General features: G+C 73.3%; 15 protein-coding genes and 1 riboswitch. Of the genes, 4 read left to right on the top strand and 11 right to left on the bottom strand.

The genetic code is table 11. From position 1 onward, the window contains the following. Positions 1 to 26: 26 nt before the first annotated feature. The 5 genes from ABZW32_RS08800 to ABZW32_RS08780 all read right to left on the bottom strand — a co-directional run bounded on the left by ABZW32_RS08800 (position 27) and on the right by ABZW32_RS08780 (position 5,939). Complete coding sequence (locus ABZW32_RS08800; protein WP_356213164.1) at positions 27 to 515, bottom strand: septum formation initiator family protein; 489 nt, start codon at positions 513 to 515, stop codon at positions 27 to 29. 208 nt (positions 516 to 723) lie between these two features. Then, positions 724 to 2,010, bottom strand: a complete 1,287-nt coding sequence (gene eno, locus ABZW32_RS08795; protein WP_030028493.1) for a phosphopyruvate hydratase — start codon at positions 2,008 to 2,010, stop codon at positions 724 to 726. Between the two features lie 293 nt (positions 2,011 to 2,303). Next, a complete protein-coding gene (locus ABZW32_RS08790) occupies positions 2,304 to 3,056 on the bottom strand; it encodes a transglycosylase family protein (RefSeq protein WP_356213162.1) in 753 nt (250 codons plus the stop codon). Between the two features lie 2 nt (positions 3,057 to 3,058). Then, positions 3,059 to 3,228: riboswitch (cyclic di-AMP (ydaO/yuaA leader) on the bottom strand. Positions 3,229 to 3,502: 274 nt separating this feature from the next. Continuing rightward, positions 3,503 to 4,519: a transglycosylase family protein gene (locus tag ABZW32_RS08785; protein ID WP_356213160.1), complete on the bottom strand. Its 1,017-nt coding sequence runs from the start codon at positions 4,517 to 4,519 to the stop codon at positions 3,503 to 3,505. Between the two features lie 136 nt (positions 4,520 to 4,655). Beyond that, positions 4,656 to 5,939, bottom strand: coding sequence for a cytochrome P450 (locus ABZW32_RS08780; protein WP_356213158.1), 1,284 nt, complete (start codon positions 5,937 to 5,939; stop codon positions 4,656 to 4,658). Positions 5,940 to 6,060: 121 nt separating this feature from the next. Here ABZW32_RS08780 and ABZW32_RS08775 point away from each other — a divergent pair, with 121 nt between their 5' ends. Next, a complete protein-coding gene (locus tag ABZW32_RS08775) occupies positions 6,061 to 7,266 on the top strand; it encodes a globin domain-containing protein (protein WP_356213156.1) in 1,206 nt (401 codons plus the stop codon). 74 nt (positions 7,267 to 7,340) lie between these two features. Here ABZW32_RS08775 and ABZW32_RS08770 read toward each other — a convergent pair whose 3' ends face one another. Continuing rightward, the gene (locus ABZW32_RS08770; RefSeq protein ID WP_356213330.1) at positions 7,341 to 8,336 is read right to left on the bottom strand and encodes a MazG family protein; all 996 of its coding nucleotides are present in this window, start codon (positions 8,334 to 8,336) and stop codon (positions 7,341 to 7,343) included. A gap of 106 nt (positions 8,337 to 8,442) precedes the next feature. Further along, on the bottom strand, positions 8,443 to 9,069 hold the full coding sequence (locus ABZW32_RS08765) for a SurA N-terminal domain-containing protein (RefSeq protein WP_356213154.1): 627 nt from the start codon (positions 9,067 to 9,069) through the stop codon (positions 8,443 to 8,445). A gap of 177 nt (positions 9,070 to 9,246) precedes the next feature. Between ABZW32_RS08765 and ABZW32_RS08760 the strand changes: the two genes are divergently transcribed. Next, positions 9,247 to 11,685, top strand: a complete 2,439-nt coding sequence (locus ABZW32_RS08760; protein ID WP_356213152.1) for a YfhO family protein — start codon at positions 9,247 to 9,249, stop codon at positions 11,683 to 11,685. Here the strand turns inward: ABZW32_RS08760 and ABZW32_RS08755 are convergent. Beyond that, positions 11,673 to 13,187 (bottom strand): protein kinase, encoded by a 1,515-nt coding sequence (locus ABZW32_RS08755; protein WP_356213149.1) that lies wholly within the window; start codon positions 13,185 to 13,187, stop codon positions 11,673 to 11,675. The two genes, ABZW32_RS08760 and ABZW32_RS08755, sit on opposite strands and share 13 nt — an antisense overlap. Beyond that, positions 13,184 to 13,903 (bottom strand): hypothetical protein, encoded by a 720-nt coding sequence (locus tag ABZW32_RS08750; protein ID WP_356213146.1) that lies wholly within the window; start codon positions 13,901 to 13,903, stop codon positions 13,184 to 13,186. Before ABZW32_RS08750 ends, ABZW32_RS08755 begins: the two co-directional genes overlap by 4 nt. A 221-nt stretch (positions 13,904 to 14,124) precedes the next feature. Here ABZW32_RS08750 and ABZW32_RS08745 point away from each other — a divergent pair, with 221 nt between their 5' ends. After that, positions 14,125 to 14,916, top strand: a complete 792-nt coding sequence (locus ABZW32_RS08745; protein ID WP_356213144.1) for a hypothetical protein — start codon at positions 14,125 to 14,127, stop codon at positions 14,914 to 14,916. Positions 14,917 to 14,947: 31 nt separating this feature from the next. Continuing rightward, positions 14,948 to 15,793, top strand: a complete 846-nt coding sequence (locus ABZW32_RS08740; protein ID WP_356213142.1) for a hypothetical protein — start codon at positions 14,948 to 14,950, stop codon at positions 15,791 to 15,793. Positions 15,794 to 15,871: 78 nt separating this feature from the next. Here the strand turns inward: ABZW32_RS08740 and ABZW32_RS08735 are convergent, their stop codons facing one another. Beyond that, positions 15,872 to 16,429, bottom strand: coding sequence for a GNAT family N-acetyltransferase (locus ABZW32_RS08735; RefSeq protein ID WP_356213140.1), 558 nt, complete (start codon positions 16,427 to 16,429; stop codon positions 15,872 to 15,874). 23 nt (positions 16,430 to 16,452) lie between these two features. Beyond that, a complete protein-coding gene (gene mfd / locus ABZW32_RS08730) occupies positions 16,453 to 19,989 on the bottom strand; it encodes a transcription-repair coupling factor (protein ID WP_356213137.1) in 3,537 nt (1,178 codons plus the stop codon). Positions 19,990 to 20,169: the final 180 nt, after the last annotated feature.

Raw genomic sequence — 20,169 nt, 5'->3', positions numbered from 1 at the left:
GTGGGTGCGGGGACGGGCGGGCGGTCTCACTCGCCGGGGCGGTCGGCCTTGTCGACGCCGTCCCAGACGTTGGAGTACCAGGGGCGGTCGGATCCCGACTGCCCGCCGCGGCGGTGTTCCGCGGCTCCGGAGCCGGGGTCGTTCATGATGTAGCCGACCTCCCCCGGACGCAGGAAGTGCAGGTGCCTGCGCGCCTGCTGCTCCGCGTAGGCGGGGTCCTGCCAGCGTGCCTTCTCGTCCCGGAGCTGGTCGAGGCGCTTGCGCGCGTGGTCGGCGGCCCGCTGCTGGTCCGCGATCTCCGAGCGCTGGGAGACGTACTGGCGCATCGGATACGCGAGGGCGACGACCAGGGTACAGAGGACGAGCACCAGCAGGGCCGCCCGGCCGGTGAGCCGGCTGCGCCGGATGTGCCGGCGGGACTGCGAGCGGTAGACGTGGGCCGCGGTGCGTTCGCCGAGCTCCTTGAGCCTGGTCGCCGTCGAGAAGGTGGAGAACCGATCCCGGTTCCCGGCCATGGTCCCGCCTCCCCTGGTGCGTACTACGCAATACGTCCCCGCACACGGTACGGGACCGAGTGCGGGGACGTACGGAGGCCAGCGCCGAAGGCGGTGATTAGCCCTTGAAGCGGGGGACGCCGAGCTTCAGGGCGTCAGCCCTTGAAGCGGGGGACGCCGAGCTTCAGGGCGTCAGCCCTTGAAGCGGGGGACGCCGAGCTTCAGGGCGTCAGCCCTTGAAGCGGGGGAACGCCGAGCGGCCCGCGTACACCGCGGCGTCGTCGAGGATCTCCTCGATGCGCAGCAGCTGGTTGTACTTGGCGACGCGGTCCGAGCGGGCCGGGGCGCCGGTCTTGATCTGACCGCAGTTCACGGCGACGGCGAGGTCGGCGATGGTGACGTCCTCGGTCTCGCCGGAGCGGTGCGACATCATGCACTTGAAGCCGTTGCGCTGGGCCATCTCGACGGCGTCGAGGGTCTCGGTCAGCGAACCGATCTGGTTCACCTTCACGAGCAGGGCGTTCGCGGAGCCCTCCTCGATGCCGCGGGCCAGGCGCTCCGGGTTGGTGACGAAGAGGTCGTCGCCGACGATCTGGACCTTGGCGCCCAGGCGGTCGGTGATGGTCTTCCAGCCGGCCCAGTCGTCCTCGAACAGCGGGTCCTCGATGGAGACCAGCGGGTACGCCTCGACGAGCTCGGCGTAGTAGTCGGTCATCTCGGCGGCCGAGCGGGACTGGCCCTCGAACTCGTACTTGCCGTCCTTGTAGAACTCGGACGCGGCGACGTCGAGCGCGAGCGCGATGTCCTTGCCCGGGGTGTAGCCGGCCTGCTTGATGGCCTCGATGATGAGGTCGAGCGCGGCGCGGTTGGACTCCAGGTTCGGGGCGAAGCCGCCCTCGTCGCCCAGGCCGGTGGAGAGGCCCTTGGTGTGCAGGACCTTCTTGAGGGTGTGGTAGACCTCGGCACCCCAGCGCAGCGCCTCGGAGAAGGACTCCGCGCCGATCGGGGCGATCATGAACTCCTGGATGTCCACGTTGGAGTCGGCGTGCGACCCACCGTTGAGGATGTTCATCATCGGAACGGGCAGCAGGTGCGCGTTCGGGCCGCCGAGGTAGCGGAAGAGCGGCAGGTCCGAGGCCTCGGACGCGGCGTGCGCGACGGCGAGGGACACGCCGAGGATGGCGTTGGCGCCGAGGGAGCCCTTGTTGTCGGTGGCGTCCAGGTCGAACATGGCCTGGTCGATCAGGCGCTGCTCGGTGGCGTCGTAGCCGACGAGCTCCGGGCCGATCTGCTCGATGACGGCGAGGACGGCCTTCTCGACGCCCTTGCCCATGTAACGGTTGGGGTCACCGTCACGGAGCTCGATGGCCTCGAACGCTCCGGTGGAGGCACCGGACGGAACGGCAGCACGGCCGGTGCTGCCGTCGTCGAGGCCCACCTCGACCTCGACCGTGGGGTTGCCTCGGGAGTCCAGGATTTCCCGGGCTACGACGACGTCGATGGAGGGCACGAGCATCTCCTTCTGGGATGTGACGCTGGGTGTGCGGTGGCGGGTGGCCGTGGGACGGCCTTGCCGACTAGAGCCTAACCGGCTCCGGGCACTGGGCCTGTCGCCGCCCGGGTCCTGGGACGAAAAAGGGCCCGAATACCCCTCTTCTCTGACATAAGACCCTCACCTGTTCGCCCTCGGCGGTATCCGCCGCAGGTCGGCGGCCGTGCACAACACACCGCCGCCCGGCGCGTGGGAGACGCGCCGGGCGGCGGGAAGCACTACGGGCCGGGCCCGGTGATGCGGTGTTACGCGGGATTTCAGCTGAGCTTCAGCTTCTGCCCCGGGAAGATCATGTCGGCGTCGTCGACGATGTCCTTGTTGAGGTCGAAGAGCTTCTCCCAGCCGCCCTGGACGCCGTTGGCCTGGGCGATGGTCCCGAGGGTGTCGCCCTCCTTGACCTCGTACGAGCCGTTGCCGGTCTTCACGGTGCCGGTCGAGGGGGCCTGGGCCTTCGGGGTCGACGGCTTCGCCGGGGCGGGCTTGGACGGGGTCCAGTTGCCGGAGCCGGAGCCGGACGCCTTGGTCTCGGTGTCGGCCTTCGGGGTGGAGGGCTTCGCCGGGGCGGGCTTGGCCGGGGCCGGCTTGGTGTCGGGCTTCGGCTTCGACGGGGTGGTGGTCGAGCCGCCGCCGTTGTAGGCGGAGTTGGACAGGCCGACGCCGCAGGACGGCCAGGCGCCCTTGCCCTGGCCCTTGAGGACCTTCTCGGCGATGGCTATCTGCTGCGACTTGGAGGCCTGGTTGGCCTGCGCGGCGTACGCCTTGCCGCCGTACGCGGCCCACGTGGAGGACGAGAACTGCAGGCCGCCGTAGTAGCCGTTGCCCGTGTTGATGGACCAGTTGCCGCCGGACTCGCAGGAGGCGACCTTGTCCCACTCGCTGACGGTGGCGGCGCTCGCGGAGCCCGCGGCCATCAGCGGGGCGGCGACGGCGACACCGGCGACACCGGCGAGCGTGACGATGCGGACGGCCTTGGAGCCGCGACGGTGCTTGCCCTTGCCGGAAAGCAGCATGGAGTTCTCCTCACCGACGCCTTCGAGGTGAGCTGTCGGGTTCGGGCGGATGAGTTGCCCGGTCACGTGTCGAGCACGTGGCTTAACCCCTAGCCGTTCGCGACCGTCTCTCAACGGCCTTTCCCGGCGCCTACCTTGGTTCCCCCGCTCCTGCCTTCGGCGCTTGCGCGACGACTGTTCCCTCCGTCCGCCGGCAGGATTCGGCGATGCGGTCGAAGGAGCCCGCGGTGGCGAGCGATTCAGAAGGTAGGCAGGTCTCTCCCCGATGTTCAACGCGCGACATCAGGGAGAAACCGGCCTACTTGCATTCCTCAAATGGGCGTTTTCGCAGGTGAGGGCGGGGTTTGCGGAAGTTCCGGAACGAGACACGCCAGTTGACCGGAAGAGACGCATGTCTCATTTACCGATAACGGACATTCAGGTCTTTCCGGATGCCCGAACTGCCCCTATTTCTTGGATAGATCCAGGTTCTGACCGGGCTTGATGAGGTCCGCGTCCCCACCGATGACCTGCTCGTTGGCCTGGTAGAGGGCGGTCCAGCCCCCCTTGAGCCCCTTGGCGTTCGCGATGTCGGTGAGGCTGTCGCCCGGCTTCACCGTGTACGTGGGGTCCGGGGTGCCCGACGCCGTGCCGGGCGCGGTCGCCACCTCGACGGCCGCCGGGCCGCGGTGCTTGCCCGCGCCCTCGCCCTTCTCCGCGGCCGGAGAGGTGGGGGTGGCGCCGGGGGTGGTCGGGACCGGGGAGGCCGTCGGGTCCACCGGGGCGGTCGGGCTGACCGGGGCCGTCGGGGAGACCGGGGCGGTCGGGTCCACCGGGCTGGTGGGGCTGACCGGAGGCGCGGTGGTCGGCGCGGTCGGGTCCGGGTCCGGCATGACGGGCAGTCCGGTGTTCGGGCCCAGCGGGTAGTCCGGCAGCCCGCTCGGGCTCGTGGACGGGGAGGCGCCCGGCTTCGCCGGCTGCGGGGTCGGGGCCCCGAAGTCGGTGGCGCGGCCGCTCGAACTGGAGTCGGGCACGGCGCTGTCCGGCCGGGTCGGGGTGGGGGCGACGGGCCCGCGGCGGTCGCCGGGGTCCACCTGAGGCGCAGGCCCCTGCTGGGTCAGCCCGGCCGAGGCGGAGCACAGCGGCCACGCCTGGGGGCCCTGGGAGGCCAGCACCGTCTCGGCGACGGCTATCTGCTGGGAGCGGCTGGCGAGGTCGGGGCGCTCCGCGTAGGCGAGTCCGCCCGCGTTCTTCCACTGCTCCAGGCTGAACTGGAGGCCGCCGTAAGCCCCGCTGCCGGAGTTGGCGCTCCAGGTGCCGCCGCTTTCGCAGTCGGCGACCTTGTCCCACGTGGCGGTGTCGGCGGCGCTCGCGTTCGTGGCGGCGAGCAGCGGCAGGGCCAACGCGGAGCCGGTGACTCCGGCGGTGACGACCAGGGCTGGTACCTGGCGGGGGCGTCTGTGGCGGCCGTTCCCGGGAAGCATGTGGCTGCACCTTTCGCATAACGGCGGGGTAACGGCAGAACCTAGCCGCCTTCGAACGGATGTCACAAGTTCGGGCCCGGGCTGACTTCCGGTCAGCCGATCGGTTTCCGCCGCCGGGTTGCCGGACCCCGGTGTTTCAAGGTGTGAAGCGGACCGGGAGGGTGCGCAGGCCCCGCATGATGAGCCCGCCGCGCCAGCGCAGGTCCGTAGGGGGAACGGCAAGTTCCAGATCCGGCAGACGCGTCAGCAAAGTCGCGAGCGCCGTCTGGCCTTCGAGACGGGCGAGCGGGGCGCCGAGGCAGTAGTGGATCCCGTGGCCGTATCCGAGGTGCTGATTGTCACTCCGGGAGAGGTCGAGGGTGTCCGGGTCGGCGAACCGGTCGGGGTCGCGGTCGGCCGCCGCGAGGACCACCAGGACGGGGTCCCCGACGGCGACGTCCTGCCCGCCGAGGGTCAGCGGCTCGGTCGCGAAGCGCCAGGTGGCCAGTTCCACCGGTCCGTCGTAGCGCAGCAGTTCCTCGATGCCGGTCTCCAGGAGGCCGCGTTCCCCGGCCGCGAGGGAGTCCTGGAGGCGTGCGCGCTGGTCCGGGTTCACGAAGAGGGCGTGCAGGCCGTTCCCGATCAGGTTGACCGTGGTCTCGAAGCCGGCGAACAGGAGGATGAAGGCCATGGCGGTGGCCTCCGCCTCCGTCAGGTGGTCCCCGTGGTCGCTCGCCCGGATCAGGTCCGAGATGAGGTCATTGCCCAGATCGTCCCGCTTGCGGTGGATCAGTTCCCCGAGATAGGTGCGGATCTGCTTCACGGAGCGGGCCACCCCGCCGCGCGGTCCCCCGCCGTGCCGGATCATCATCCCGGCCCAGTCGCGGAAGTCGTCCTGGTCCTCGCGCGGTACGCCGAGCATCTCGCAGATGGCGTAGATGGGGAGCGGGAAGGCGAACTCATGGATGAGATCGGCCTCCCCGCGCTCGGCGTCGCCGGCCTTCTCGACGATCCCGTCGATCAGGTGGTCGGTGAGCTCCTGCACGCGCGGGGTGAACTCGGCGACCCTGCGCGGGGTGAACGCCTTCGACACCAGCCGCCGCAGCCGGGTGTGGTCCGGCGGGTCGATGTTCAGCAGGTGCGTCATCAGCTCCGCCTTGCGCTCCCCCGGGATCCCGGTCTTCCCCTTGGCGTGCGCGGGTTCCGCGTGGTGTGCGGGGTTCTTGCTCAGCCGCTGGTCGGCGAGGGCCTGGCGGGCGTCGGCGTAGCGGGTCACGAGCCATGCCTCGACCCCGCTGGGGAGCTTCGTGCGGTGCACCGGGGAGTGCTCGCGCAGCCAGGCGTAGGCCGGGTAGGGGTCGGTCGCGAACTCCCAGTCGAAGAGGGTCGGCCCCTGGGAGGGGGAACCGTCGGCCGCGGGAGTGGAGGTCTGCTCATGCACCTGACGACGTTATCCCGGCCGGAAGCCATCATCCGATATGGGTGGTTCGTCGCGGCTGTCCGTAGATGGGCCATCGCTTGACCTCGACTTCCACGACATTCCTACTTTCGGATTTGTGGACGTGAGGATCTTGAAAAGCAGTTTCGCGGTGGTGGAGAGACGGGCCGAGCACGCGGTCAAGTTCTTCTACTCCCACCTCTTCTGGCACCACCCCGGACTCCGCGCCCTCTTCCCGGCCTCCCCCGAGGAGATGGAGCGCCAGCGCGACCGCCTCTTCGCCGCGCTCACCCACGTCGTCGCGCAGCTGGAGAGCGAGACCCTCCTCCCCTATCTACGCGACCTCGGACGCGACCACCGCAAGTTCCTCGTCGGCCCCGAGCACTACGCGGCCGTCGGCGCCAGCCTCCTCGCCGCCCTCGCCCAGACCTCCGGCGAGGCCTGGACCCCCGTCGTCGAGAAGGCCTGGACCGAGGCCTACCAGGTCATCGCCGACGCGATGACGGCCGGAGCCGCCACGAGCGCGGAGCCCCCCTGGTGGGACGCCGAGGTAGTGCGCCACCTGCGGTACGGAGAGGACATCGGCGTGCTCACCCTGCGCCCGCACCTCCCGCTCCCCTACCGGCCGGGCCAGTACGTCAGCGTGAGCAGCGAACGCGTCCCGAGGACCTGGCGCACGTACTCCCTCGGCAACGCGCCCCGCCCCGACACCACCGTCGACCTGCACGTGAGCCGCATCGAGGGTGGCCGGCTCAGCACCGCGCTGGTCCGTGACGTCCGGCCCGGCGAGCTGCTGCGGCTCGGCGCCCCGGGCGGCGCCCTGGTGCTGCGCCGCGAGGACCGGCCCGTCACCCTCATCGCCGCCGGCACCGGGTGGGCGCCGGTCCGGGCCATGCTGGAGGACCTGGTGGCGCACCCTCCCGATCAGGACGTGCGCCTCTTCGTGGTCGCCCGGGACGGCGCCCACCTCTACGACCGCCCCCTCATCGACGGGTACGCCGCCTCCTGCCGGTGGCTGTCCGTCACCTACATCACCCCCGCCCCCGGACGGCACCGCAACCAGGCCACCGGCCGGCTGGCCACCGCCCTCGGCAACCGGGCCCTGTGGCGGGAGCAGGACGTGCACCTCAGCGGCCCCGCGCGGTTCGTGGAGGAGACCGCCGGGCTCCTGGAGGAACTGGGCGCCCGCCCCGACCGGCTCTTCCACGACGCCGTCCCCGCCTCCGCCGCCGCGCGGACCCGGCCCCTGGGCTTCGGCGAGTGGTTCCTGGGCCGCCCCGAACCGCACTGGCACAACCCGGCGGGACGCGCCCCGCGCGACACCCGCTGAACCGGGCGCCGCCGTACCGCCTGGCGCGGTACCGCCTTGAGGCCCTACCGCCCGCGGCCCCGGGCCGCCGCGGCTCAGCCGACGCCCTCGGCCGCCCTGATCGCGTCCCGGTACGCGCGGGCCGCCGCGCGCAGCGCCGTCTCGGGGTCGGTCCCCGCCGCCTCGGCGCGCGCCGCCAGCGCGAGCAGTTCGTAGCCGACGCCCTCGCCCCGGGGCAGTTCCACGTCGATGCCGCCCGCCCGGACCCGGCCGGCGAGCTTGGCCGCGAGCGCGAGCCCCGGCTGGCCCAGCGGGATCCCGTCGGTGACCGACTCCCGCTGCTTCTCGACCGCCTTGGTGGCCTGCCAGTGCGCGCTGACGTCCTCGGGGGACTCGGCCTCGGCGTCCCCGAAGACGTGCGGGTGGCGGCGGACCAGCTTGTCCACCAGGTCCCCCGCGACGTCGTCGATGGAGAAGGCCGCCTCCACCGCCTCCCCTTCTTCTCCCTCTTCTCCCGCTTCCCCGTCCCCTTCTTCCGCCCGGCCGGCCTCCTCGGCGATGCGGGCGTGGAAGAACACCTGGAGCAGTACGTCGCCGAGCTCCTCGCGCAGCGCCGCGCGGTCGCCGTCCTCGATCGCCTCGACCAGCTCGTACGCCTCCTCGATGGCGTACTTCACCAGACCCTCGTGGGTCTGCCGGGAGGTCCACGGGCATTCGCGCCGGACCCGGTCCATCACCTGCACCAGGTCGAGCAGGCGCGCTCCGGGCAGGTCGTAGGAGCCCGGCAGCAGTTCCAGGTCGGGCATGCTGACGCGGCCGGACCCGGCCAGCCGGGCCAGTCCGTCCGTGAGCCGCTGGTCGCCCTCGCCGCCCGGGATCACCACGACCGTACGACCGCCCGCGCACGCGTCGACGAGCCCGTGCGCGTCGGGCACCTCCCGCGCCACCTCCACCCCCGCCTCGCGCAGGTACGGCAGCTGCGGGTGGCCCGGATCGGCGCACAGCACCAGGTCCGCGGCGCGCAGGGTCCGCCAGGCCGGCCAGGAGAGCAGGCCGGGGGCGACCCGGTGGCTGGCGGTCAGCAGGACGATCCGGCCGGGGCCGGCGCCGGCCTCGGCGCGGGCATCGGCGGAGGCGGCGGGGGCGGGTTCGGCGGTGTGGTCGGTCACCCTCCGAACCTACCTCCGCCCGCGCGCGTCAGGCTCCGGCGGGGCCCGCCTGCTCGGGGCGGGTCCGCTGGGTGATCCACGGGGTCTGCTGGTCACCGAGGATGATCTGCTGCGGGTCCCAGCTGCCGTAACGCGGGTTCACCTCGATGTGCAGGGCCTTCGCCGCCTGCCCGAGCTTGGCCAGGGCCTTGTCCTGGCTGCCGTAGTGCGCGAAGAGCTTGTCGCGCAGCAGCTTGAAGCGGGTGTCCGCCTCCAGCTGGTCCGGCGCCAGCTGCGCCTGCTGGAGCGCGGCCGCCGCGAGCTCCTTCTCCCCGCCCGCCTGCTGCAGCTGCGCCTTGCGGACCTCTTCGATCTCCCGGGTGTTCACGCTCAGGCCCACGTCGTCGGCGGCCCGCTCCAGCACGGCGGTCTGGATCATCTTGTTGAGTTTGAGGCGCTCCAGTCCGGCGGTCGCCTCGATGAGCTGCGCACCCTGCCCGGAACGGTTCTGCGCCGTACGGACGTCGTTGACCTGGGCCTGGAGCGCGGAGGTGGTGATGCGTTCCCCACCGACGACGGCCGCCGTGCCGGGGCGCGTCCCGCCCGAACAGGCGGCCAGGAGGGGGGCCGCCGCGAGGAGGGCGGCGGAGACGGAGAGCGCTGTGCGACGGTGCAAAGGAGCCTCCAGGGCCGGGAGATTGTGCGTCGGTGCACAAGGGCCGTGCGGTGATCGATGGTATGCAGTCAGGGTGGTACGGGCCACCGCTTCGACCAACGATTCGGGGGGTGTTGGGGTGCGAGTTCACCCCCCGGCCACCGCCCTGCCCACCGTTCCTGGGATGGTCGCTCCACCATGTCGACACAGCAGCTCGCCCCGCCCCGCGTCCCGGACCGTCCCGCCCCCTCCCCCGCACGCCGCTCCGCGCGGCGGGCCGGCCTGGTGGGGGCGGCGTTCGCGGCGCTGGTCACCGTCGTGGCCGTGTGCGGCGGGGACGCCGCCGCGCGCGTCTTCCCGTACGGGCACCGCCACCGCAGCGTCAACGACCTCGGCAACCAGTTCGTGCCGTTCCACGCGCACCTGTGGGACCTGCTGCACGGGCAGGCGCGGGGCGGTCTCCTCTTCAACTGGCAGTCCGGGTACGGGACCAGCTTCCTGCCCGATCTGGGGACCTATCTGACGAGCCCCTTCGCCGTGCTGGTGGCGCTGTTCCCGCGCCAGGACATCGACCTCGCGGTGTACGTGGTCACCGTGCTCAAGACGGCGGCCGCGGCGGCGGCGATGGCCTGGCTGCTGCGCACCCAGCGGCCGGGGCCGTGGTGGGCCGCGGGACTGCTGGGGGCCTCGTACGCGCTGTGCGGCTGGTCGGTGATCGAGGCCTCCTACAACCCGATGTGGCTGGACGGGCTCATCGCCTTCCCCCTGCTGTGCCTCACCGGCGAATGGGCGCTGCGCGGTCGGCGGCCCGTACTCGGGGTGCTGGTGGTGGCGGTGGGCTGGACGGCGAACTTCTACACCGCGTACATGGCGACCCTGGGCGCGGCCCTGGTGCTGGTGGTGCGGGTGGTGCTGACCCGGGAGGGCGTACGCGAACGGGCCCGGGTGGTCGGGCGGGCGGCGGGGACCGTGCTGCTGGGGATCGGGCTGGCCGCGCCGGTGCTGGTACCGCTGTTCCTGAGCTCGAAGCAGGCCTATCCGGGGTGGTCGCGCACGTTCGGTCCGGTGCCGTGGTCCGACCTGTTCGCGCGGCTGATGCCGGCGACGTACTCCTTCAACTCCCCCGCGGTGTTCGTGGGCACCGGGACCCTGCTCCTGGTCGCGGCGCTCCCCTTCCACCGGGCCCTGCCCGCCCGGACCCGCTGGTGGTGGGCGGGGCTGGTGACGGCGGTGCTGCTGTCGCTCCAGTGGGAGCCGACCCACCTGGCCTGGCACCTGTTCGCCACCCCGAACGGGAGCGCGTACCGGCAGACCTTCGTGCTGGCCGGGATCGTGGTGATCGCCGCCTGGACGGGGCTGGCGGCCGGACTGCCCTCCGGGCGGGCGCTGGCCTCGGGGGCCGCGGTGCTGGCGGCGGCCGGGCTGTGGGCGAGCGGCAGCGCCCTGACCACCACCTGGGGGTACGCCCTGTCCGCCGGCGGGCTGGCGCTGACGGCCGGGGCCTGGTGGGCGCTGCGCCGGCCGCGGCTGCTGCTGCCCGCCGCCGGTCTGCTGGCGGTGGTGCTGGTGGCGCAGGCCGCGGCGACGACGGCGTACGGCCACAAGGGCAAACTGGCAGGGCTGGACGACTACCCGTCCTGGAACGCGGCGCACACCCGGCGCGCCGAGGCCCTCGCGGGCGCCGACGGCTGGCCCGCGTACCGGACCGACGCGGGCCGGCCGGCGCTGTCCGGCAACGACCCGATGCTGCTGGGCGGCGAGGGCGGCTCGTACTACAGCAGCCACACCCCGGACGTGTTCACCCGCACGATGCAGGCGCTGGGCGCGGGCTGGACCTCGCGGGGCCGCAACGTGCAGAGCATCGACAACCCGGTGACGGACGCGGTGTTCGCGGTCGGCGCGCGCCTGAAGCCCGACGGCACGATCGCCCGCGCCGAGGTCCCGCCGCTGGTCACCGTCCACCCGGCGGGCCCCGAACCGGCGTACGGGGAATCCCCCTTCGCCAACCAGGAGCTGCTGCTGGGCGCGAAGGTCTACGAGGACCCGGTCGCGCCCGGCGTCTGCCGGGCGGGGACGGAGGCCTACCTGTGGGCCCCGGAGTACAACGCCACGGCCCGCCTCGCCGGTGGCCGCCCGTTCCGGCTGAACGGCAGCGCCCCCCGCAACCGGGCGGCGCTCCAGCCCCTCGGGCTCTCGCGCGGGCCCGCCTCCCGGCTGGTCTTCGACCGGCCCGCCCCGCCGCGGTGGGAGCTGTCCTGCCTGGACCGGCCGCGCCTGACGGCGGCGGTGTCGGCCCTGCGCGCCACGGCCGCCACCTCCGTACGGGTCACCGCCTCGGGCCTGCGCGCCACCCTGCCGCCGGGCAGTCGGGGCACGGCCGTGGTCGCGGTCCCGGCGATCGCTGGCTGGACCTGCGACGGGCGCCCGTCCCGGTCCCGGCTCGGCCTGCTGGCCGTCCCCCTGGACGGCCGCACCACCACCCTGACCTGCTCCTTCCGCCCCCCGGGCCTGGTGGCGGGCACGGCGGCGGCCGGCCTGTCGGCGCTGGTGGTGCTCGGCCTGGCGGTCAGGCGGCGGCGGACGCGGCGACCCGAGGGGGCCGGGCGTCCGGTCCCGGCCCGGGGTCAGCGCACCTGACCCAGCCACTGCAGGGTGCGGCGGACGTCCACCGCGAGGGGGTGGCCCGGTCCGTGGACGCGGTCCGTGTCGTACAGGAGGCGGACCAGGGTGTCGTGGGCCGCCGGGCGGTCGCCCAGCGACAGCAGCAGGTGCGCTATCCGGCGGCGGACCTCCAGGGGGAGCCCCGGATCCGGGTTGGCGTAGTGGTTCTCGAACAGGGGCAGCAGCGACCGGTATTCGGCCAGGGCCGCCGCCGGTTCGCCGAGCTGCTCCAGGCACTGCGCGGCGTCGTAGCGGAAGCGCAGTGCCTGCGGGTCCCCGGCCGGGAACTCGTCCGCGAGGCGCCGCAGTTCGGGCAGGGCCCGGCGGAACTGGCCGTCGTCCATCAGGGTGGCGGCGTACTGCTTGCGCAGCGAGCGGACCACCGGGGAGTGCTCGCCGTGCTCGGCGGCCGCCGCCGGGAGGATCCCGCCGAGGATGTCCACGGCCCGGGTGAGCTGCCCCTGGTCGAGCAGCTTGCGGGCCTCGTCCACCGCGCCGGGGATGTCCGGCCGGGGCGGCGCGGGCGGGTCGGCCGGCCGGGGCGGGACGACGGCGGCCCGGTCCGGCCAGGGCGCATGGGGGCGCAGGAAGGGGCGGGTGGGGTCGAGGGGGCCCGCCGGGGAGCGGCTGCCGCGGGCCGGGAGCAGGGGTTCGAGGGCCTCGTAGACCTCCTGTGCGGAACCGGGCCGGTCCTGCGGGTCCTTGGCGAGGAGGCGCAGCATCAGCGCCTCCAGCTCCGGCGGGATCTCGGGGCGCAGCGGACGCACCGGGGCCGGGGGCTCGTAGAGGTGGCGGTGCAGGACGCCGAGGGCGGTGGATCCGGCGAAGGGGACGTTGCCGGAGAGGAGTTCGTAGAGCAGCACGCCGAGGGCGTAGAGGTCGGTGTAGGGGCCGACGGCGCCGCCCATCGCCTGTTCGGGCGCCATGTAGGCGGGACTGCCGATCGGGGAGCCGGTGCTGGTGAGGCGGGTGGTGTCAGTGTCCATCACGGAGGCGACGCCGAGGTCCAGGACGAGCACGGTCCCGTCGGGCCGGATCATCACGTTGCGGGGCTTGAGGTCGCGGTGGACGATCGGCACCGCGTGCACGGCGGAGAGCACGGCGCACAGCTGCGCGACCACCGCGACCGCCCAGGGCCACGGGTACGGGTCGTGCGCGGCGAGGTGGTCGGCGAGGTCGGAGCCCTCGACGTAGCCCATGACGAGGTAGAGCTCGTCCCCGTCGTTGCCGGCGTCGTGGACGGTGACCAGCCCGGGGTGGTCGACCTGGGCGGTGACGCGGCATTCGCGCACGAAGCGGCGGCGCAGCTCCTCGGCGACGGTGCCGGGGCCGGCCACCCGGTCGGGGCGCAGCAGTTTGACGGCGACGCGCCGGTCCAGGCGGCGGTCGTAGGCCGTCCACACCTGGCCCATGCCGCCCTGGCCGAGGATGGTGGCGAGCTGGTAGCGCTCGCCGATCAGGCGTTCGCTCTCGGTCACCGGTTCGGGTCCTGGAAGGCCGTGCTGTTCGGGTCCTGGTAGGGGCCGCCGGGCTGCGGGGGCTGCTGGGGCCGCGGCGGGTGGGCCGGGCCCTGGCCCTGGCCCTGGCTCTGGCCCTGGCTCTGGCTCTGGCTCTGACCCTGGCCGGGGCCCTGGCGGCGCAGGAGCTCGCTGAGTTCGTCGAGTTCGGCGCGCACCTGCCCGAGGCGCGGCGCCGTCTGCGGGGGAACCTGCGGGGGCGCGGGGGCCGGGTCCCGCACGGGCGGGTAGCCGTAGGAGGGGGTGGTCTGCTGCTGCCCGCCGTACGGTGCCTGCGGGCCCGCCGGGTACCAGGGCGCGGCCCCGACGGCCGGGGCGGCGGGGCTCTTGTTCTCGTGGTGGCGGATATCGGCGACCAGGTGGTACACGCAGATCGCGAATCCCATGAAGATCGAGCCACCGGCGCCGAGGTTGCCCTGCCAGCCGTTGACCTCGGCCGTGGGGTCCATCTCGATGAGGGTGAGCCAGACGATCGACAGCACCCCGCTGATGACCAGCAGCGCCCAGTCCCGCCCCTTGCGGGTGAGGATCGCCAGCCGCAGCATCGACCCCCAGGCGAAGAACCCGCAGCTGAGGAGCGGCAGCGCCGTGAACAGCACGCGCAGCGTCATCTCGCCCCCGGAGAGGGAACGGTGGCCGTGGGGGCCGTGCTGCGGCGGGAGGCCGGGGCCGTGCATCGCTGCTCCTGACGAGGCGTACGGAAGGGTGCTGGTCTGAGCGTATACAGCCTTTCCGGCCGTCCGTGAGGGGAAGGCCCCAACCGTTGCAGGGTCGCAGCCCGGTCGGTCCGGGGTGACGGATCCGCCGGAGCGGCCGCCGCCGGAACCCCCTCCAGCCGTCCTCCGGGCCGCCGTGGTTACCCTCTGGGGTTCTGACCGATCCCAGGGGGGGACCCGTCTTGCGCACCACACCGCCCGTATCCGTGTCCGTGGCCGCACTCGCCTGCACGGCCCTGCTGGCCGCCACCGCCACCGCCTGCGGGCCGGAGTCCGCCGGCGCGGCGGCGCAGCGGACGCCGTCCGCCTCCGCCACGGCGCCCGACCCGCTCGCGGGCAAGGACCCGGCCGCCGTCCTGCGCTCCGCCTACGAACAGACGGATCTGGCCGCCTCCAAGGAGGCGACCTTCCAGCGCACCATCGGCGACCGCCAGATGAGGGCGGACCTGTCCTTCGAGGGCGACGGCACGTGCTGGGGCGCGGTCACGGTCTTCCGGGCCGGGGCGGGGGAGGTCCTGATGGAGGACGGCAGGCTCTCCTTCAGGGGCGATGCCGGATTCCTCCGGGACCACTTCGGGGACGCGCCCGTCAAGACCCCCGACACCGAGGACGGCTGGTTCGACGTCAGGCCGGGTGACCCCTCGGTCGCGCACCTCCTCGCCCTCTGCAAGGAGGGCTACCCCTCCCACGCCTTCCCGGCGGAGCGGACCGGCACCCACCGGGAGCCGGACACCCACCAGGACGGCAAGCCGGTGGCGGTGTTCACGTCGAAGGGGCCCGGCGGCGTCGAACTGACCGACCACGTGCTGCTGGAGGGCGAGCCGTACCTCGTCAAGCACTGGCAGCGGGGCGGCCCGGAGGCCGGCAGCGCCGAGTACCGCGCGCTGCGCCGGCCCGACGCCCCCGGCCCCGGCGCGTCCCGGTCCGGGGGCGCCGGGGCCGTGTCGCAGGCACCCTCTACGCTCGACGGCTGAGCCTGTTCGACTTTCCACGGGGGGATCCGAAATGCGCAGCCGTACGAAGACCAGCGCGGCGGCCCTCGCCGCCACGGCCCTGCTCGGCGCCGGCCTGACGGCCTGCGGGGGCGCTCCGGGCAGGGCCGCGTCCGTGGGGCGCGAGGCCCGTGCGGCGCAGGCCCCTTCGCCCTCGGCCCCGGGCGGGGCCCCGGCGCCCGCCCGCAGCGGCGGCCCGATCTCCGAACGGTCCGGGCAGGAGATCCTGACGGAGGCCTACGAGACCACCCGCAAGGCGGAGTCGGCGCACGTCAACGCCAAGGCCGACTACCAGGGCAAGCCGATGCAGATCGACCTGTCCCTCGACAAGCAGGGCCACTGCAACGGCGCCGTGCGCCTGGAGGGCATGGGCCGCCTCGACATCATCAAGTCCAGCGAACTGGTGCACTTCCGGGGCGACGCCGCCTACTGGCGGGGCGCGGCCCGGGAGCGGCACACCCCTCAGAAGCAGACGGACCAGATGGTGGCCGCGCTCGCCGACCGGTGGGTGAAGGTCCCCGTCTCCGACCCGCGGGCCGCGTCGATAACGGGCAGCTGCGACCTCGACAAGCTGACGGGCGACTTCGGCAAGGGCAGCCCGCTCGCCCGCAAGGGCCAGACCACCACCGTCGACGGCAAGCCGGCGCTGGCGGTCACCTCCCCGTCCCGGCAGGGCACGCAGACCGACTACGTCGCCACCGAGGGCAAGCCGTACGTACTGAAGTCGGCGGTCAGCGGGGACACCACCGGCGAGGCGCTGTTCTCGGCGTTCGACGTCCCGGTCGACACGGCCTCCCCGCAGGACTCCGACGTCCTGGACCTGTCGAAGATCGGCGGCCCGGCGGGCGAGGCCGTCTGACGGCCGTCCGGCCCGCCCGCCCCGTCAGACCCGCCCGCCCTGCCCGCCCCGTCAGACCCGTCAGACCCGTCAGACCCGTCAGGCGCGGGCCCGCCGCACGTGCAGGTGGCCGTCGAGGGGGAACTCGGGCGGCGCGGCGGGCAGGGTCGTCTCGAAGGCGTACCCGCTCTTGGCCGCGACGCGGCAGGAGGCCTCGTTGTCCTCCTGGTGCAGGAGGTCGAGGCGTTCCAGCCCGGCGCCGGCGAAGGTGGCGAACGCCCAGGCGGTGAGGGCCTCCAGGGCGCGCGGGGCGATGCCGCGGCCCCGCGCGGGCGCCGCCGTCCAGTAGCCCACCTCGGCGGACGGGCCGTCCGCGCCCGCCCGCTTGAGGACGGTGCCGGCCACCAACAGCCCCGAGTCCTCCTCCACCACGGCGAAGGCGAACCGCCGGCCCTCGGCCCAGTCCCGTCGGCCGTCCTCCACGAACATCAGCCCGTCGCGCTCGCTGTCGACCGGGTACCGGGTCCGGCGGCGCATCACCGGGTCCCGGTACGCCCCCCTCAGCGCGGGCACGTCCGCCTCCTCCCAGGGACGCAGCAGCAGGGCCGGGCGGTCCTGCTGCGCCGGGCAGCGCAGGGCGACGGAAGGGATCATCATCCGATGATAGGCAGCCGGGCCGGCTACGAGCCGAGGATCGTGGTGAGGAACTCCCCCGTCCAGGCCAGGAGTTCCCGCCCGACCAGCGGCTTCCCGCCGACCCGGGCCGTCTTCGGGCGCGGCACCAGCACCTGCGAGGTCGCGGGCTTGAGCACCGTCCCCGGGTAGAGCCGCTTGAGCCGCAGTTCCTGGGACTCGCGCAACTCCACCGGCCCGAAGCGGATGTTGGGACCCTGGAGGGTGATGTCGCCGACCCCGCAGGCCCGCGCGAGCATCCGCAGCCCCGCCACCAGCAGCAGGTTCTCCACCGGCTCGGGCAGCTTGCCGTAGCGGTCGGTGAGCTCCTCGCGCACCGCCTTGATGTCGGCCTCCGAGTTCGCCGACGCGATGGACCGGTACGCCTGCAGGCGCAGCCGCTCGCCGGGCGCGTAGTCGTGCGGGACGTGCGCGTCGACCGGCAGCTCGATCTTGACCTCCAGCGGCGGCTCCTCCTCCGCCCCGCCCTCGATCGCGGCCCGGTAGTCGGCCACCGCCTCGCCGACCATCCGGATGTACAGGTCGAAGCCGACGCCCGCGATGTGTCCGGACTGCTCGCCGCCGAGCAGGTTGCCCGCGCCGCGGATCTCCAGGTCCTTCATCGCCACGTACATGCCGGCGCCCATCTCGGTGTGCTGGGCGATCGTCGCGAGCCGCTCGTGCGCGGTCTCGGTCAGCGGCTTCTCCGGCGGGTACAGGAAGTACGCGTACCCGCGCTCGCGCCCGCGTCCGACGCGGCCGCGCAGCTGGTGCAGCTGGGAGAGGCCGAAGTTGTCGCCGCGCTCCACGATCAGGGTGTTGGCGTTGGAGATGTCGATGCCGGACTCGACGATCGTCGTCGAGACGAGCACGTCGAACTTCTTCTCCCAGAAGTCGACGACCACCTGCTCCAGGACCTGTTCCGACATCTGCCCGTGCGCGGTCGCGATGCGCGCCTCGGGCACGATCTCGCGGAGCCTGGCGGCGGCCCGGTCGATCGACTCGACCCGGTTGTGGATGTAGAAGCACTGCCCCTCGCGCAGCAGTTCGCGGCGGACGGCCGCGCCGATCTGCTTCTCCTCGTACGGGCCGACGAAGGTCAGGACCGGGTGGCGCTCCTCGGGCGGGGTGGTGATCGTCGACATCTCGCGGATGCCGGTCACCGCCATCTCCAGGGTGCGCGGGATCGGGGTCGCGGACATCGTCAGCACGTCCACGTTGGCGCGCAGCTTCTTCAGCTGCTCCTTGTGCTCGACGCCGAAGCGCTGCTCCTCGTCGACGATGACCAGGCCGAGGTCCTTGAACTTCGTCTCCTGGGAGAACAGCCGGTGGGTGCCGATGACGATGTCGACCGACCCCTCCTTGAGCCCCTCCAGGGTGGCCTTGGACTCGGTGTCGCTCTGGAAGCGGGACAGCGCCTTCACGTTGACCGGGAACTGGCTGTAGCGCTCGGAGAAGGTCCCGAAGTGCTGCTGCACCAGGAGGGTGGTGGGCACGAGGACGGCGACCTGCTTGCCGTCCTGCACCGCCTTGAAGGCCGCGCGGACGGCGATCTCCGTCTTGCCGTAGCCGACGTCGCCGCAGATCAGCCGGTCCATGGGGACGGACTTCTCCATGTCCTCCTTGACCTCGGCGATGGTGGTGAGCTGGTCGGGGGTCTCCGCGTACGGGAAGGCGTCCTCCAGCTCGCGCTGCCAGGGGGTGTCCGGGCCGAAGGTGTGGCCGGGGGCCGCCATGCGGGCGCTGTAGAGCTTGATGAGGTCGGCGGCGATCTCCTTGACCGCCTTCTTCGCCCGCGCCTTGGTCTTGGTCCAGTCGGCGCCGCCGAGACGGTGCAGGGTGGGGGCCTCGCCGCCGACGTACTTGGTGACCTGCTCCAGCTGGTCGGTGGGGATGTAGAGGCGGTCGCCGGGCTGGCCGCGCTTGGCGGGCGCGTACTCGACGAGGAGGTACTCGCGGGTGGCGCCCTGCACCGTGCGCTGCACCATCTCGATGTAGCGGCCGACGCCGTGCTGCTCGTGGACGATGTGGTCGCCGACCTCCAGGGTGAGGGGGTCGACGGACTTGCGGCGCCGGGTCGGCATCCGGCCCAGGTCCTTGGTGGCGGTGCGCTGCCCGGTCAGGTCGGTCTCGGTCAGCACGGCCAGGCGCAGGGCCGGGTCGACGAAGCCGTTGTCGAGGGAGCCGCAGGAGACGTGCACGACGCCGGGCTCCAGGGACGGCAGGTCGGCCTCCAGGCGGGCCGCGATGCCCTCGCCGCCCAGGACCTCCACGGTGCGGGCCGCCGGGCCGTGGCCCTCGGTGAGGTAGACGGTGTGCCAGCCGTCGGCGATCCAGCCCTTGGTGTCGGCGAGCGCCCGGGCGGTGTCGCCGCGGTAGGCCTCGGGGGCGCGCATGCCCAGCTTGAGGGTGTCCCCGCCGGCCAGGTCCGCGTCCTCGGCGGCGAAGGGGGAGACCGACCACCACATCATGCCGAGCTCGCGGGCGTGCTCGCGGACGTCGGCGATGCCGCGCAGCGAGGCCGCACCGACGTCGATGGGGGCCTCGCCGCCGCCGGCGGTGGCCGCCCAGGAGGCCATCAGGAACTCCTGGGAGGTCGCCACCAGGTCGGCGGCCCGGGTCCGCACCCGCTCCGGGTCGCAGACCACGGCCATGGCCCCGGCGGGCAGGACGTCGATCAGCAGTTCCATGTCGTCGACGAGGACCGGCGCGAGGGACTCCATGCCCTCGACGGCGATCCCCTCGGCGATCTTGTGCAGCAGTTCGCCCAGCTCCGGGTGGGCCTCGGCCAGGGCCGCCGCCCGCTCGCGCACCTCGTCGGTCAGCAGCAGCTCGCGGCAGGGCGGGGCCCACAGGCCGTGCTCGGCGATCTCCAGGGAGCGCTGGTCGGCGACCTTGAAGTAGCGGATCTCCTCGACCTCGTCGCCCCAGAACTCCACGCGCAGCGGGTGCTCCTCGGTGGGCGGGAACACGTCGAGGATGCCGCCGCGCACGGCGAACTCGCCGCGCTTCTCGACCAGCTCGACGCGTGCGTACGCGGCCGCCGCCAGCGCCCCGGTGACCTCGCCGAGGTCGGTGCTCTGCCCCTGGCGCAGGCTGACGGGCACCAGGTCCCCGAGCCCCTTGACCTGCGGCTGGAGCACGGACCGGATGGGGGCCACGACCACCGAGACGGGCCCGGTGGCCGGGTCGTCCTTGCTCGGGTGCGCGAGGCGGCGCAGTACCGCGATGCGGCGGCCGACGGTGTCGCTGCGCGGGCTGAGGCGCTCGTGCGGCAGCGTCTCCCAGGAGGGGTAGTCCACCACCCCGTCGGCCGGCAGCAGTGAGCGCAGCGCGGCGGCCAGGTCCTCGGCCTCGCGCCCGGTGGCGGTGACCGCGAGGACGGTCCGCTCCGTACGGGCGGCCAGCGCGGCGATCGCGAAGGGCCGCGCGGCGGCCGGGCCGACGAGGTCCACGTGCATGCGGTTGCCGTCCCCGGCCGCCGTGACCGCCTCGGCGAGGGCGGGGTCCCGGGTGACGGCGTCGAGCAGTCCGTGCAGGCTCATGAAGGCGGATTTCCGTCCTGGGAAGGGGCGTGGAGGGGCAACGCGAAGGACCCGACACGTGAACGGGCCGGGGGTTCCCACCCTACGACGCGGGTGTGACGCCCGCGCGGGGGATTCCGGCCTCCGCACGGGTGAGGGGCCGGAGCGGCCCGCTCCACCGCGGGATGACAATCTGTCCGT

The sequence above is a fragment of the Streptomyces sp. NPDC004667 genome (genome assembly GCF_040609475.1).
Classification (GTDB): Bacteria; Actinomycetota; Actinomycetes; order Streptomycetales; family Streptomycetaceae; genus Streptomyces.
The sequence above is the reverse complement of the archived record's forward strand: the minus strand, read 5'-3'. Positions and strand labels throughout refer to the sequence as shown.